The sequence below is a fragment of the Micromonospora sp. NPDC050200 genome, assembly GCF_040656135.1.
In the GTDB taxonomy this organism is placed as follows: domain Bacteria; phylum Actinomycetota; class Actinomycetes; order Mycobacteriales; family Micromonosporaceae; genus Micromonospora.
This window is the reverse complement of record NZ_JBFALG010000019.1, coordinates 44,806-59,842: the sequence shown is the minus strand read 5'-3', so window position 1 is coordinate 59,842 and position 15,037 is coordinate 44,806. Positions and strand designations below refer to the sequence as shown.

Annotated in this window: 10 protein-coding genes and 1 riboswitch; of the genes, 8 read left to right on the top strand and 2 right to left on the bottom strand. The window is 75.3% G+C overall.

Features of this window, described 5'->3' with window-relative positions; genetic code table 11:
- Positions 1 to 16: 16 nt before the first annotated feature.
- Positions 17 to 106: riboswitch (ZMP/ZTP riboswitch) on the bottom strand.
- Positions 107 to 187: 81 nt separating this feature from the next.
- On the top strand, positions 188 to 1,057 hold the full coding sequence (locus AB0I41_RS15345; RefSeq protein WP_357107003.1) for a metallophosphoesterase: 870 nt from the start codon (positions 188 to 190) through the stop codon (positions 1,055 to 1,057).
- A 129-nt stretch (positions 1,058 to 1,186) separates the two neighbouring features.
- On the opposite strand, the gene AB0I41_RS15340 is transcribed toward AB0I41_RS15345, so the two are convergent.
- Entirely contained in the window at positions 1,187 to 2,689 is a 1,503-nt protein-coding gene (locus AB0I41_RS15340; RefSeq protein WP_357107000.1) for a S8 family serine peptidase, read from the bottom strand.
- Between the two features lie 247 nt (positions 2,690 to 2,936).
- Positions 2,937 to 3,668 carry a histidine phosphatase family protein gene (locus AB0I41_RS15335; RefSeq protein ID WP_357106996.1) on the bottom strand — a complete coding sequence of 244 codons (732 nt, stop codon included), beginning with the start codon at positions 3,666 to 3,668 and terminating at the stop codon, positions 2,937 to 2,939.
- Between the two features lie 153 nt (positions 3,669 to 3,821).
- On the opposite strand from AB0I41_RS15335, the gene AB0I41_RS15330 reads away from it, so the two are divergent.
- The 7 genes from AB0I41_RS15330 to AB0I41_RS15300 all read left to right on the top strand — a co-directional run bounded on the left by AB0I41_RS15330 (position 3,822) and on the right by AB0I41_RS15300 (position 14,979).
- On the top strand, positions 3,822 to 4,052 hold the full coding sequence (locus AB0I41_RS15330) for a hypothetical protein (RefSeq protein WP_357107129.1): 231 nt from the start codon (positions 3,822 to 3,824) through the stop codon (positions 4,050 to 4,052).
- Between the two features lie 185 nt (positions 4,053 to 4,237).
- Positions 4,238 to 4,564 (top strand): hypothetical protein, encoded by a 327-nt coding sequence (locus AB0I41_RS15325; RefSeq protein WP_357106993.1) that lies wholly within the window; start codon positions 4,238 to 4,240, stop codon positions 4,562 to 4,564.
- A 69-nt stretch (positions 4,565 to 4,633) separates the two neighbouring features.
- Entirely contained in the window at positions 4,634 to 8,296 is a 3,663-nt protein-coding gene (locus AB0I41_RS15320; protein WP_357106990.1) for a DUF4132 domain-containing protein, read from the top strand.
- Positions 8,293 to 9,396, top strand: coding sequence for an AAA family ATPase (locus tag AB0I41_RS15315; protein ID WP_357106987.1), 1,104 nt, complete (start codon positions 8,293 to 8,295; stop codon positions 9,394 to 9,396). The genes AB0I41_RS15320 and AB0I41_RS15315 overlap by 4 nt, the downstream gene beginning before the upstream one ends.
- Positions 9,396 to 11,708, top strand: a complete 2,313-nt coding sequence (locus AB0I41_RS15310) for a DUF5682 family protein (RefSeq protein WP_357106985.1) — start codon at positions 9,396 to 9,398, stop codon at positions 11,706 to 11,708. Before AB0I41_RS15315 ends, AB0I41_RS15310 begins: the two co-directional genes overlap by 1 nt.
- Positions 11,705 to 12,817: a VWA domain-containing protein gene (locus AB0I41_RS15305; protein WP_357106983.1), complete on the top strand. Its 1,113-nt coding sequence runs from the start codon at positions 11,705 to 11,707 to the stop codon at positions 12,815 to 12,817. Before AB0I41_RS15310 ends, AB0I41_RS15305 begins: the two co-directional genes overlap by 4 nt.
- Complete coding sequence (locus AB0I41_RS15300; protein ID WP_357106980.1) at positions 12,814 to 14,979, top strand: hypothetical protein; 2,166 nt, start codon at positions 12,814 to 12,816, stop codon at positions 14,977 to 14,979. The genes AB0I41_RS15305 and AB0I41_RS15300 overlap by 4 nt, the downstream gene beginning before the upstream one ends.
- Positions 14,980 to 15,037 lie beyond the last annotated feature (58 nt).

Sequence of the window (15,037 nt, the reverse complement as noted above, 5' to 3'; positions counted from 1 at the left end):
CGACCTCCAGATACGTGCGGAAGGCCCAGGCGCTCGGCGTGCGTCCTCATGACGGGACCGCTTCCCGATGGTGCTCCATCCCCACGCGCCAGTCACGGCCCGGGGAGATCCTACCGGGTCGTCGTCCCGGGACCCGCCCGACCTCGCCGGACACCACGGCGCGGCGCGGTCTGCGTACGATCGGCGGATGCTGGGGGAGGACGCCGACGGCAGCCTGGTCGCCATCAGCGACCTGCACGTCGGGTACGCGGAGAACCGCGCGCTGGTCGAGGCGCTGCGCCCGTCCTCGCCCCGGGACTGGCTGATCGTCGCCGGGGACGTGGGCGACACGGCCGCCGACGTCGAGTGGGCGCTGGGCCTGCTGGCCGAGCGGTTCGACACGGTGGTGTGGGCGCCCGGCAACCACGAGCTGTGGACCCCGCAGGGCGACCCGGTCACCCTGCGGGGCGTGGCCCGCTACCAGCACCTGGTGCGACGGTGCCGGGCGCTGGGCGTGCTCACCCCGGAGGACCCGTACCCGGTATGGCGCGGCCCGGGCGGCCCGGTGCTGGTGGCGCCGCTGTTCCTGCTCTACGACCACAGCTGGCGACCGGAGGGCTTCGACACCCGCGAGGCGGCCCTGGCCGAGGCGTACCGGACGGGGATCGTCTGCACCGACGAGTTCCTGCTGCACCCCGACCCGTACCCGACCCGGCAGGACTGGTGCGCGGCGCGGGTCGCCGAGACCGCCCGGCGTCTCGCCGAGCGGGATCCGGCCCTGCCGACCGTGCTGGTCAACCACTGGCCGCTGGTGCGGGAGCCGACCCGGGTGCTGCGCTACCCGATCTTCGCCCAGTGGTGCGGCACCGAAGCCACCGCCGACTGGCACCGCCGCTTCGACGCCGCCGCCGTGGTCTACGGGCACCTGCACATCCCCCGCACCACCTGGCACGACGGGGTCCGCTTCGAGGAGGTCTCGGTGGGCTACCCGCGGGAGTGGCGGCGGCGGGGCGTACCCCCGGGGCGGGTGCGCCGGATCCTGCCGGCGCCGGACGGCGTGCCCGCGACCGCCTGGTGACCCGCGGCGTGGCCCCGCCGACGGCCGGGCCCCGGGTCGCGCGGTGACCGCTCAGTCGGTCACGAGCTGCGAAAACGGGTGAGGCCCGGCGATGTTCCGCCGGGCCCCACCACTGGTCGTGCCGTGCTGCTACTTCACCACGTTGTACGCGTTGACCATGCCCGCGCCGTAGAAGCCGTTACGCTCGCCGCCGGAGCAGGTCGCGTCGTACAGGTGCGGGTTGGTTGCGCTGATCAGCGGTACCGGGTTGTAGACGCCCTCCGGGCAGGACTGCGCCACCGACGTACGCTCCAGGAACGCCGCCAGCTGGCCCGCGCTCATGCCCGGATGCGCCGAGGCGGCCAGCGCCAGGACGCCGGTGGCGTGCGGGCCGGACATCGAGGTGCCCTGCTTGTAGCCGTACCCGTTGGTCTTCGTCGCCGTGTTGAAGGTGGTCGACAGAATCCCGTCGGTGGAGGTGGAGCGGACGCCCTGCGTGCGGAAGCGGGTGTCGCCACCCGGCGCCGTCACGTCGATGACACCCTGGCCGTACGAGGAGTAGTAGCTCTTCTCCCCGGTCGGGCCGACCGCCCCGACCGTCACCACGCCCGGCACCTCGGCCGGCAGGTCGAGGCAGGCGTTGGTGAGGTTCTCGCGGATCTCCGGCTCCTGCCCCTCGGGCAGGTTGTTCGGGCTGCCGGTGTCGGTGTTCTTGTGCGCGAGGTCGTAGTTCGAGTTACCCGCGGACGCCACGTTGAGCACGCCCTTGGACTGCGAGTAACGGATGGCCCGCTGGACCGCCTGCCACACCGGACGCTGGCGTGCGTCGTTGCGGCAGTTCAGCTCCCACGGGTCGATGTAGTAGCTGTTGTTCGTGACCTGCATGCCGTGCTCGGCGGCCCACATGAACCCGCAGACCGCAGCCTCCGGGTAGATGTACTGCGCGTCGTTCACGACCTTGACCGCCGCCACCTTGACACCCGGCGCGATGCCGGTCACGCCGATGCCGTTGATGGCGGCGGCGATGGTGCCGGCCACGTGGGTGCCGTGGTCGGAGGTGGTCGGGTTCCAGGCCGCCTCGGTAGTGTCCGGGACACCGCCGATGCAGGACACGCTCTTGTCCTTGGCGATCTGGGTGGCCAGGTCGGGGTGGCTGCTGGAGATGCCGCTGTCCAGCACGCCGACGACCACGTTCGAGCTGCCGGCGGTGACCGCGTGGGCCTGCGGGAGGTGGATCATGTCCATGTCCCACTGCTGGCCGTACATGGGTTCCTTGGTCGGGTCGCCGGTGGCGTTGGCGACGTCGGCCGTGGAGACCTCGACGGTCTCGTCATCCCCGAGGGCGGAGCCCAGACCGGTGGTGGCGGCGACCGACTCGACGCCCGCGCCCGCCACGTCGGTGACGAAGTTGGGGTTGGTCGAGCGGACGACGAGCACGCCGATCTGGTTGTACGTGGCCACCACGGTGCCCTTGGCCGCGGCCACGCGGGCCGCTGCCTTGCCGGTCGTGGCACCCTGCGGGGCCAGGACCAGGAACGTGGTGTCCGGCCCGGCGGCCGCCGCCGCCGGGGCCAGCCCGCCGGCGACGGCGAGGCCGACACCGAGGGTCACGGCGGACGCGGCAGCCAGTGTCTTGCGACGGAGGTTCTTCACACAGACTCCCAGGGGTTGTCCAGCCGGGTCGCCCCCTGGCGGGGAGCGGCCGGCGGGAAGAGGGCGGGGTGCCCGCTTCCGAACCAACAGCGTAGGGGGATTGTGTGGCGTTACACACATCCGTTCGGTTGATCAGTATCCGTCATACGGCGACGGTGTGCGGGATCTCGTCCAGCAACTCCCGGGCGAGGAAACGGGCACCGGCAGCGCCCAGCCGCGCAGCAGCGCCGGCGTGATGACAGGCGTCTCAGACCGGTTCGGCATGGACCTCGTCCTCCCTGGTCGGTCGGGCGCCCTGCCGGTGCAGATGGGTCACGTCGTTGAAGATGTCCAGGACGAGGTGCCCGTCGGGGTCGGCCGACCAGCCGGTCACCGAGCAGTTGGCGATCACGTGCTCCCGGGTGAGCGCCATCAGCTCCTCCTCGGTCAGGCCGTCCACCAGGTAGCGGAGCATGAAGACCAGGGCGTCGTGGCCGAAGAGCAGCACCCGCCGGCCCTCGTGGTCGCGGCGCAGGTCGCCCAGGAGCGCCCGCAGCCGCAGCGCCACGTCCGTCCAGGACTCGCCGCCGGGCGGGCGGTAGTAGAACCTGCCCAGCCGGCGGCGGCGGTCCGCCTCCTCCGGGAAGCGGCGCTGCACGCCGTGCCCGGTCAGGCCGTCGAGAATGCCCAGCTCCCGGTCGCGCAGCCGCTCGTCCCGGCTGGCCGGGATGCCGGTGCCGGCCAGCGCCAGCTCCGCCGTCCGTACCGCCCGCAGGTAGGGCGAGACCACCGCCACGTCGGGCCGGCATTCGGCCGGCAGGCCGGCGAGCCAGCGCGCGGTCGCCCGGGCCTGCTCCTCGCCGGTGGACGACAGCGGTACGTCCGCGTCCCGGTGGGTCACGTCGATCAGGTCGGCGCCGGACGCCTCCGCAGCCGAGGCCGCGACGTTCGCCGTGCTCTCGCCGTGCCGGACGATCCGCAGGGCTGCCAGTTCCGCCATGAGCCCATGCCTACCCGGGAGCGCGGCGGGTAACCGTGCGGGCTGTCCCACGGCTGCTCCGGCAGATCCGGGCGGCGCGTGCGTGAACCCGGTGAGGACGGGTAACCGCTGGGACCGCGAGAAGCCGAGACAGGGAGGTGCGCCGTGGCGACCATGGTCAGGGGAACGACCAGCCCGGTGAAGGACAAGAACTACGACCTGATCCACGCGTTGCAGATGTCGCTGCAGCACGTCTGGCAGCTCGAGACGTACATCGCCGACGCGGACGCGCAGGGCGACACCGAGCTCGCCAACTGGTTCCGCGCGATGCAGGACAACAACCGCAAGGCCGGTGATCAGGGCAAGCAGATGCTCATGGCCCGGATGCAGCGAGAGAACGGATAACGCGGTCGACACCCGACCGGGCGGACCCCAGGGGTTCCGCCCGGTCGTCGTGTTCCCGGTCCCCGACGGGCGTCCACCGCGCCCGTCCGCCCGGTGGCGGAAACGGGACAGCGCCGGCCCGATCGACCCGGAAGAATGTGTCTCCGGTTCCGCGCTGGTGAGGCGCGACGGGGAGGCGGATTCGGATGACCGTGGTCAGGGGGCTGCGTGAGGCGTTGCTGCTGATCGTAATCGCGGTGGGGCTGGCCGCGTTCGCCGCCGCGGTCTGGCTGGCCGCCAAGGGTGGCGAGTTCACCCAGCGCTTCGGCCTGCTGCTCATGATCTTCGGCGTGCTGCTGTCGGTGACCGGGGACCTCACCCTGAGCCGGTTCGGCACGATGCAGTCGCGGGCGGTGTTCGGCATGGCGCCGGAGCGGGAGGACGCCGGCGGCGGGCGGGTCCTCACCGGCGTGGGCATCTTCCTGTTCGTCTCGGCGCCGCTGATGGTGATCGGCATCTGGCTGGCCACCTGACCGCCCCCGCCGCGCTGTCGGTGGGTGCGGTTATGGTCCCCGCACACTGCGGGTGATCAAGGAGACGGCGTGCGCAGATTCGACTACACCAGCGGCAGCGCGGCGAAGTTCTGGCAGGTGGACCGGGCCGGTACGACGGTGACCGTCGAGTATGGACGGATCGGGACGCAGGGGCGGAGCCAGGTCAGGGAGTTCGGCTCCGACGCCGAGGCCACTGCGCACGTCGACCGGCTGATCGCGGAGAAGCTCCGTAAGGGGTACGTCGAATCCGCCAGCGCCCTCGGAACGCCGGCCGCGCCGGCCGCGTCCGCCTCGATCGCCGCGCCGGCCGCGTCCGCCACCGTCGGGGAGCCGGCGGAGGCATCCGGCGCGAACCCGGTCGCCGCCACCGGTGACCCGCTGCCGGACGAGGAGACCTTCGTGGTGCCCGCGGGGTGGCGGCGTTCGCTCGTGCCCCGGCGCGGTGGCGCGCCTGGTCCGGCCCTGCCGACCGGAGCGAAGGCCCGCCGGGCCGGCGAGGAACTGCTGGAGTCGCTGCGCGATGGCATCGACCGGCTGATCGGCAACGGCGGCGACCCCGAGGTGGTCGACGCGCTGCGGGCCTGGCGGGCCGGCGACCGGACGCCGCTGGGCGCCGGCGCGCTGGTGGTCGCGGTGACGCACGAGATCGGCTGGCGGGACACCGATCGGGCCCGGACCCTGGGCGACCTGCTGGTGGCGACGGACGGGGTGGTCGGCGCGGCCTGCGGCCTGGTCGAGTCGGCGCGGCTCAGCGCCCGGGACAGCCGTGCCGGTCGCACCTGCGTGCTCACCCGCACCGCCGGTGAGCGCGCCGACTGGGACTACCGCGAGGGCAGACTCGCCGTCCTGCGCCGGGTCCGGGCGCACCTCGCCGTCGCCACCGACGAGGAGTACGCCGCCGCTCGCGCCGCCCTGGCCGACTACCGGGACGCCGCGCTGCCGGTCCGGGTCGTCACCTCCTTCCTGCTACCCACCGAGACGGCCTGGCTGGCCCAGGACGTGACGGACGTCGACCGGGTCGGCGAACCGCTGCTCGCCGAGCTGATGATGCTCTCCGCCGACACCGCCGGGCGGTTCGCCCGGATGGCCGGCCACCTCAACGTCTGGTCCATCATGTACGACCCGACCATGGTGACCGCCGGCGCGGCCACCGTCGGCCCGGCGCTCGCCCCGCTGCTGGCCGAGTGGTTCGACGAGGAGTACCTCGACGCGGCGGGCCGGCAGCGGCTGGTCGCGCTGCTCGCCGCCTTCCCCACCGACGAGGCGATGCGGCTGCTGCTCGACCGCCTCGACCGCAAGTACGTCCAAGTCGGCGTGCTGGACATGCTCCAGCGCTTCCCGGTGCGTGGGGTGCGGCTGCTCGCCGACGCGGCGCAGGGCGGCACCGGGGCAGCCCGGGAGGCGGCCACCCTGCTGCGCGGGCACGTGATGACCAACCCGGCGGCCGTCGAGGCCGCGCTGCCGCTGCTCGACGAGGCGCAGCGGCAGCGGGTGGGGCAGGTCCGCGCGGAGCAGGGATCGGCCGTCGCGTCCGCCGACTCCGACCGGCTGCCCCCGGTGCTGGTCAGCCCGCCCTGGCTGGGCAAGCGGCAGCGGACCGCGCCGCCGGTGGTGCCGGGGCTGGCCCGGCCGGACGAGGCGGCGATCCAGTGGCTGCCCGGCGAGCGGGAGCGGTGGGCGGCCACCGAGAACCCGTATCTGGCGTACTGGCGACGCGGCGAGGACCTCGCCGACCTCGCCCCGCAGGTCGCCGCCGGGACGCTGCGGGACCACGAGGCGATCGCCTTCTTCACCCGGGCCCCCGAGGAGCTGGTCCGACCGTTGCTGCCGAGCTGGCGTCCGGAGGACACCTGGAGCGCCCAGTACTGGGCCCGCCGCCTGGCCGGGCGTCACGAGCTGGCCGCGCTTCCCACCGCCCTGCACGTCGCCCGGAGCGCCCCGCAGAGCGCCGGCGATGTGCTGCTGCCGTACGCCGCCAGCGAGGTCGCCGACCTGATGGCCGACTGGCTGGACCGGCTCAAGTCGGCCCGCCCGGCGGCGCTGGCCTGGTTCCGGCGGCACCCGGCCACCGCCGTCCGGGCGCTGCTTCCGGCGGCGCTCGGCGAGCCCGGCCCGGCCCGGCGCGCCGCCGAGCGGGCGCTGCGCCTGGTCGCCACCGACGATCGGGAGCTGGTGCTCGCCGTCGCGCGGTCGTACAGCGAGTCGGTCGCCACCGCCACGGTCGCCGTGCTCGACGCCGACCCGCTGGACCAGCTGCCGGCGCGCATCCCGGCCCTGCCGCAGTGGCTGGACCCGGTGCTGCTGCCGCCGGTGCTGCTGCGCGACCGCTCGGCGGCGCTGCCCGCCGATGCGCTGCGTCACCTGTGCACGATGCTCGCGATCTCCAAGCCGGGCGAGCTCTACCCGGGCGTCGGCCGGGTGCGCGAGGCCTGCGACCCGGCCTCGCTGGCCGAGTTCGGCTGGGCGCTCTTCGAGCGCTGGCAGGCCGCCGGCGCGCCGTCGAAGGAGGGCTGGGTGCTGGCGGCGCTCGGCTGGATCGGCGACGACTCCACCGCCCGGCGGCTCGCCCCGGTGATCCGGGCCTGGCCCGGTGAGGGCGGGCACGCCCGCGCGGTCACCGGCCTCGACGTGCTCGCCGCCATCGGCACCGACGTGGCGCTGATGCACCTCCACGGCATCTCGCAGAAGGTGAAGTTCCGTGGGCTGCGGGAGCGGGCCGCGCAGAAGGTCACCGACGTCGCCGCCGAGCTCGGGCTGGACGCCGACCAGCTCGGCGACCGGCTCGTCCCCGACCTGGGGCTGGACGCCGACGGCAGCCTCGTCCTCGACTACGGCCCGCGCCGGTTCACCGTCGGCTTCGACGAGCAGCTCAAGCCGTACGTGGTGGACGGGGCGGGGACGCGTCGCAAGGATCTGCCCAAGCCGGGCGCCCGGGACGACCAGGCGCTCGCGCCGGAGGCGTACCGGCGGTTCGTCGGGTTGAAGAAGGACGTGCGTACCCTCGCCGCCGACCAGATCCGCCGGTTCGAGGCGGCCATGGTCAGCCAGCGACGCTGGGCCGCCGCCGACTTCCGCCGCTACTTCCTGGCGCACCCGCTGCTCTGGCACATCGTCCGGCGGCTGGTCTGGGCGGCCTTCGACGACGCCGGCGCGCCGGTCACCGCCTTCCGGGTCGCCGAGGACCGCAGCCTCGCCGACGTCGACGACGAGGCGTACGCGCTGCCGGACGACGCGCGCGTCGGCATCGCGCACCCGCTGCACCTCGGCGACGACCTGCCCGCCTGGGCGGAGCTCTTCGCCGACTACGAGATCCTCCAGCCCTTCGCCCAGCTCGGCCGCGAAGTGCACCGGCTCGACCCGGCGGAGCGGGACGAGCGGCTGCTCAGCCGGTACGCAGGCGTCGCCGTCCCGACCGGCCGGCTGCTCGGGCTGGAGCGGCGCGGCTGGCGCCGCAGCGGCGCGCAGGACAACGGCGTCCAACCGTGGCTGGAGCGTGAGCTGCCCGGCAACCGGGCGATCGTGGTCAACATCGACCCGGGCATCACGGTGGGCATGGTCGACATGTTCCCCGACCAGAAGATCGAGGACGTCTGGGTGAACGACCGCCCCGAGGGGGAGTGGTACGCGCGTGGCGGCAAGGTCCGCTTCGGCGACCTCGACGAGGTCACCGCCTCCGAGATCCTGCGCGACCTGGCGGAGGTGGTCCGGTGACCGCGCCCGACAGCACCGCCGAGCGGGCCCAGCGGCCCCCGGCCGAGGTGCGCCACGCCGACGAGCTGGCGAAACTCGCCGCCGACGACGCCGACCCCCGCCCACCGGGCTGGGCGCTGAGCCTGCGGGCCGCCCGCCGGTTCATCCTCGGCGACCCGACGGCCGGCATCCGCCGTAAGTTCGTCGGCGACCCGTCGCTGATCGACCGCGCCCTGGTCGCGCTCGCCACCAGCCGGGGGCTGATGCTGGTCGGTGAGCCGGGCACCGCCAAGTCGCTGCTGTCCGAACTGCTGGCCGCCGCCGTCAGCGGCGACTCGACGCTCACCATCCAGGGCGGCGCTGCCACCACGGAGGACCAGATCCGCTATTCGTGGAACTACGCCCTACTGGTCGCCGACGGCCCGTCACCGCGGGCGCTGGTGCCGGCGCCGCTGCTGCGCGGCATGGCGCAGGGCAGGGTGGTCCGCTTCGAGGAGATCACCCGCTGTCCGCTGGAGGTGCAGGACTGCCTGCTCTCCCCGCTGTCGGACCGGGTGCTCGCGGTGCCCGAGCTGCCCGGCGCCGACGCGATGGTCTTCGCCCAAGAGGGCTTCAACGTGATCGCCACGGCGAACACCCGGGACCGGGGCGTCAACGAGATGAGCGCGGCGCTGAAGCGCCGGTTCAACTTCGAGACGGTCTTCCCGATCCCCGATCTCGGCACCGAGCTGGAGTTGGTCGAGGCGGAGGCGGGCGAGCTGCTGCGCCGCTCCGGCGTCGCCGTGCCACCTCGCCGGGACGTGTTGGAGGTGCTGGTGACCACCTTCCGGGAGCTGCGTAGCGGGATCACCGAGCGGGGCGACGCGATGGAGCGGCTGTCGGCGGTGATGAGCACCGCCGAGGCCGTCTCGGTGGCGCACGCCGTCGGGCTGCGCGGCTGGTTCCTGCGCGGCGAGGCGGGCGACGCCGCCGACCTGGTCGCCTGCCTGGCGGGCACGGCCGCCAAGGACGACGCGGAGGACCTGGTCCGGCTGCGCCGCTACCTGGAGCAGCAGGTGTCCCGCCGCAAGGGCGCGCAGTGGCGGGCATTGCACGACGCCCGGCACCTGCTGCCCGGCTGATGGCGACCACCGACCCGGCCGGCGTCACCTTCCTCGGGGTCCGCCACCACAGCCCGGCCTGCGCCCGGCTGGTGGCGGCCACCGTCGAGGCGCTTCGCCCGGCGTACGTGCTGGTGGAGGGGCCGGCCGACCTCAACGACCGGCTGGACGAGCTGCTGCTCGACCACGAGCTGCCGATCGCCGTGTTCACCGCCTACCGGGACGCGGGCCGACGGCACGCCTCGTGGAGCCCGTTCTGTGCGTACTCGCCGGAGTGGGTGGCGCTGACCGCCGGACGGGCCGCCGGGGCGGACGTCCGCTTCATCGACCTGCCGGCCTGGCACCCGGCCTTCGCCCGGCGCAGCAACCGGTACGCCGACGCCGACCAGCGGTACGCCGAGGCGGTGGCCCGGCTCTGCGCCACGCTGGCGGTGGACAACGTGGACGCCCTGTGGGACCACCTGTTCGAGATCGGCCCGGACGAGGGGATCTCGCACCGGCTGGCGGCGTACTTCGACCTGCTGCGCGGGGAGTCCGAGGCGGGGGAGGACGACGCGGCGCGGGAGGCGTACATGTCCCGCTGGGTGCGCGCCGCCCGCGCCCGGGCCGGCGGTCGTCCGGTGCTGGTGGTCACCGGTGGGTTCCACCGGCCGGCGCTGGTCCGGCTGGTCGCCGACGGTCCCGGCGAGGCCGGCTGGCCGGAGGTGCCCGCCCCGGACCGGGACGCGGTGGCGGGCAGCTACCTGGTGCCGTACTCGTTCAAGCGACTGGACGCCTTCGACGGCTACCAGTCGGGCATGCCCTCGCCCGGCTACTACCAGCGGCTCTGGGAGGACGGCCCGCAGCGGGCGGCGGACGGTCTGGTGGAGACGATCGCCACCCGGCTGCGGCAGCGCCGGCAGCCGGTCTCCACCGCCGACCTGATCGCCGCCCGGACCATGGCCGGCGGCCTGGCCCGGTTGCGCGGGCACGCCCACCCGGCCCGCACCGACGTGCTGGACGGGCTGGTCTCCGCCCTGGTCTCCGACGCGCTCGACCAGCCGCTGCCGTGGGCCTCCCGGGGGCGGCTCGCCGCCGGCACCCACCCGGCGGTGGTGGAGATGGTGGCCGCGCTCGGCGGCGACCGGACCGGCCGGCTGCACCCGCAGACGCCGCTGCCGCCCCTGGTGCGCGACGTCGACGCCGAGCTGGACCGGCACGGCATCAGCCTCGACGCCGACCTCCAGCTGGATTTGACCGACGCCGCCGACCTCGACCGCAGCCGGCTGCTGCACCGGCTGCGGCTGCTGGGCGTCCCCGGCCACGTCCGCGACGGCGGCCCCACCGTGGGCGCCCAGGCGGTGCTCACCGAGCGCTGGTCGGCCCGGCCGGCGCCCGACCGGCTGGCCGAGGTGATCGAGGCCGGCGGGTACGGCCCGACCGTCCTCGACGCGGCCACCGCCCTGGTCGAGGAGCGGATCACCCTGACCGGCGGCGACGTGGCGGAGCTGGCCACGCTGCTCTTCGACACCGCCCTGGCCGGTCTGCGGGAGCACTCCGCGCGGGCCCTCGCGACCCTCGCCGGCGCGGTCGGCGCGGTGACCGAGCTGCCGGCGCTCGGCCGGGCGCTGGCCGTGGCCCTGGGGCTGTGGCGGCACGACCGGCTGCTCGGCAGCGCGGGCGCCGCGTCGCTCGCCGCAGTGATCGTCGCGGCGGTCGACCGCGCGCTCTGGCTCGCCGAGGGCGTCCACGCCGCCACCGCCCCGGCCGACCGCGGCCGGCTGGCGGCCCTGGTCGCGGTGCGCGACGCGCTGCGGTACGCGGGGCCGGAGCTGGGTATCGACGCCGGGCCGGCGCTGGCGGTGATGGGCCGGATCACCGGCGACCCGACCGCCCCGCCCGACCTGCGCGGCGCCGCCCTCGGCTTCGGCTGGTCGCTCGGCGGGGAGGAGGATCCGGTCCGCGCGGTACGGGCGGTGGCCGCCCCGACCGTGCTCGGTGACTGGCTGGCGGGCCTCTTCGCGCTGGCCCGGGAGGAGGTGGTCGACGGCGACCGGACGCTGATCGGAGTGCTGGACGGCCTGCTCGGCGCGATGACCGCGGCCGACTTCCTGGTCGCCCTGCCGGCGCTGCGGCAGGCGTTCGGCTGGTTCCCGCCCCGGGAGCGGGAGGCCGTCGCCCGGCACGTGCTGGAGCTGCACGGGGCGTCTCGGTCGGCCCGTACGCTGCTGCGTCTCGACGCCGACCCGGTGCTCGTCGCCCGCGCCCGCGCGCTCGACGCCGAGGTCGACGCGCTGCTCACCCGCGAGGGACTGCGCTCCGACGGGCCCGACCAGGAAGGAGCCCTCCGATGACCGATCCGACCCTGGAACGGTGGCGGCTGGTGCTCGGCGAGCCCGCCCAGGACTGCCTGGGCGCCCTCGGCGCGGAGGCCGCCGCCCGGGATGCCGCGCTGGACTGGCTCTACGGGCGCGACGAGGAGCTGGGCCGCCGCGACGTCCGCCGCGGCGGCAGCGGCCCGTCGGCGTTGACCACCGTGGACTGGCTGGACGAGATCACCCGGCTCTTCCCACGGGAGACCGTGGAGCGGTTGGAACGCGACGCCGTCGAGCGCTACGAGATCCACGACGTGGTCACCGACCCGCAGGTGCTGGCCCGGGTGGAACCCAGCCCGACCCTGCTGCGGGCGGTCCTGCGCACCAAGCACCTGATGAACCCGGAGGTGCTGCGGCTGGCCCGGCGGATCGTCGAGGCGGTGGTCCGGCAGTTGATGGAGCGGATGGCGGCCGAGGTGCGGCAGTCCTTCTCCGGCGCGCGGGTCCGCCGGCCCAGCCGGTTCCGGCAGGCCCGCAACTTCGACGTGCGGCGCACCATCCACGCCAACCTGGCGCACTGGCGGCCGGAGGAGCGGCGACTGCACGTGCGCACCCCGCACTTCTTCTCGCGTACCCGCCGGCACCTGGACCGGTGGCAGGTGATCCTGCTGGTCGACCAGTCCGGCTCGATGACCGGCTCGGTGATCCACGCCGCGGTAACCGCCGCCTGCCTCTGGGGCCTGCCCGGGGTCCGGACCCACCTGGTCGCCTTCGACACCGAGGTCGTCGACCTCACCGCCGACGTGGACGACCCGGTCGAGCTGCTGATGAAGGTGCAGCTCGGCGGCGGCACCGACATCGCCCGGGCGGTGGCGTACGGGGCGCAACTGATCGAGAACCCGCGCCGGACCATCCTCGTGCTGATCACCGACTTCTACGAGGGCGGCAGCGAGGCGCAACTGGTCCGGGGCGTCCGGCAACTGGTCGAGCAGGGCACCCACGTGCTCGGCCTGGCCGCGCTGGACGAGGAGGCCAACCCGGCGTACGACCGGGCCATGGCGCAGCGACTCGCCGACGTCGGTGCCGGGGTGGGCGCGATGACCCCCGGCGAGCTGGCCGCCTTCGTCGCCGACCACGTGGGCCGATGAGCGAGTCAGGAGCTGCCGTGAACCGTACCGACCTGCTGGCGCTCACCCCGGAGGCGCTCGCCGCCCTCACCAACCGGGGCCTGGTCAAACGGGCCGGCAAGGCGGTGGACGGCGGCGAGCGGCCCATTCTCGGCACCGCCGACGACGGCACGGTGCACGCCACCCACCCCGACGGCGTGCGCAGCAGCCTGCCGGCGGCCGGGGGACTGGGCGCGGGCAGCTGCTCGTGCGGCGCGGCGGGCATCTGCCGGCACCTGCTGGTCCTCGTCCTGGCCTACCAACGACAGCACGGTGCGACCACCGTGCCGGCGGGCGTCACCGGCACACCGCCCGGCGCGACCGCCTCGGCCCCCGACGCGCCGGTGGGAGCAGCCGGTGCGGCCGACGTGGGCTCGCCGCCGAAAGTCGGGCCGGACGGCGGAGCGGTTGCGGCTCCCGCCCCGCGTGAAGCCGGCCAGCCGGCCGGTCCCACCCCGGCGGTCGCGTCGGGGGGACCGGCCGGGGTGGAGATGTGGTCGCCCGGTGACGTCACCGACGAGGCGCTCGCCGAGGCCGTCGGCGCCGCCGCGCTGGCCGCCGCCGGCCGGCTGCACCGGCGCGGCTACACCGCCCTGGTCCGCCGGCCCACCACCGCCGACCCGGTGCCGCAGGTGGAGCTGCCCTCGGGCACGGTCCGGTTCCTGGTGCCGCATCAGATCGCCTTCGCGCACGCCGACGCGGCCGACGGCGGCGCGGCGGCGGTCGCGCTGGCCGTGTGGGCGTACCGGGTGGCCGACCGGGAGCAGCCGGGCCGGCGGGAGGGCCAGGTGAGGGTCGGCGGCGGCACGTCCGAGGTCGACCACGCGGCACTGGACCGGGCGGTCGCGCTGGCCGGCGAGGTGCTCCTGGCCGGCGCGGTGCACACCGGCGCCGGGGCGGCCCCCGGCGTCGCCGCCGCCCGCCGCGACCTGGAGGCCGCCGGACTGCGTTGGCCGCTGCTCGCCCTGGACGAGCTGGCCGCGCAGCTCGACGCGTACGCCGGCCGTAGCGCCCGCTACCGGCCGGAGGCGCTCGCCGAGGTCCTCGCGGAGCTGCCCGCCCGCCGACGGGCGGTGGTGAACCGGGGCGCCAGCCCGATGCAGCGGGTGCTCGGCACCGACGAACCCGCCGAGACGCCGCTGCGGCGGCTGCGGCTGACCGGCATCGGCGCCCGGGTCCGGGAGCTGGCCGGCGAGGTGACCGCGCAGGTCTTCCTCGCCCATCCAGCGGGCGCGGGCGTGCTGGTGCTGCGGCAGGACTGGCCGCTGGTCGAGGGGGAGAGCCTCACCGGGCACACGATCGCCGGCCGGCGGGCCGGCGGCAGCACGATCGGGGCGCTCGCCGCCGGCAACGTGGTCACCGAGTCCGCCGTGCGCAGCGCCTCCCGCCGGATCCGGTTCGCCGCCGGGCGGATCGCCCGTACGACTGTCTCGCCCGGCGGCGGCTCGTGGGCCGACCTGCCGCCGGGGCTGCTGGTCCGTGACCTGGACGCGCTGGCCGCCGCCCTGGTGGAGCTGCCACCCCGGCTGCTGCGACCGCGTACCGACGCCGAGTCGGTGCGGGTGCTGGAGATCGCCGAGGTGCGCTCCGTCGGGTACGCCGCCGGTGAGCAGCGCCTCGACGCCGTGGTGGCCGACCCGTCCGGTGGCGTCGCCACCGTCTCGGCGGTGCACCGGTCGGTCTGCCCGGGTGCCCTGGACAGTCTCGCCGCCGTCCTCGCCGGAACCCACGGCTCGCCCTGGTACGTCAGCGGCACCGTCCGGCGCGGCGCCGGTGGGCTGGTGATCGAGCCCCTCGCGGTGGTGGCCGACCGGACGGTGGTCGTACCCGATCTGGCGGGTGGGAGCGGCGCCGGCGCGCTCGCCGGCGCGGTGGCGGACCGGCCGGACGCGGTCGACGCCGCGCTGCGCGCGGGGCTGGGCCTGCTCGCCCAGGCCGCCCACGGCGGGCTGCGGCACCTGCCGGCCGGGTTCGCCGACCGGCTCCGGGCGGCCGGGGCGACCCTCGGCGGCGTCGGTCTGGACCGGTGCGGGGCGGCGCTCGGGTCGTTCGCCGCCACCCTCGGCCCGGCACCCGGGCAGGAGGCGGTCCGGGCCTGGGTGGACGCCCAGATCCGGCTGCTGGCCACCGCCGAGTGCCGGTGAGCCTGGACCCGGGCGGCGAACGCGGTGTGCCGAGGCGGACGGGCGGCCGATACCCTGC

Bases quoted from the DNA above. Each gene is read 5' to 3' on its own strand.
- AB0I41_RS15300 (WP_357106980.1), top strand. From the start codon at position 12,814: ATGAGCGAGTCAGGAGCTGCCGTGAACCGTACCGACCTGCTGGCGCTC.
- AB0I41_RS15310 (WP_357106985.1), top strand. From the start codon at position 9,396: ATGGCGACCACCGACCCGGCCGGCGTCACCTTCCTCGGGGTCCGCCAC.
- AB0I41_RS15345 (WP_357107003.1), top strand. From the start codon at position 188: ATGCTGGGGGAGGACGCCGACGGCAGCCTGGTCGCCATCAGCGACCTG.
- AB0I41_RS15335 (WP_357106996.1), bottom strand. From the start codon at position 3,668: ATGGCGGAACTGGCAGCCCTGCGGATCGTCCGGCACGGCGAGAGCACG.
- AB0I41_RS15330 (WP_357107129.1), top strand. From the start codon at position 3,822: ATGGTCAGGGGAACGACCAGCCCGGTGAAGGACAAGAACTACGACCTG.
- AB0I41_RS15325 (WP_357106993.1), top strand. From the start codon at position 4,238: ATGACCGTGGTCAGGGGGCTGCGTGAGGCGTTGCTGCTGATCGTAATC.
- AB0I41_RS15305 (WP_357106983.1), top strand. From the start codon at position 11,705: ATGACCGATCCGACCCTGGAACGGTGGCGGCTGGTGCTCGGCGAGCCC.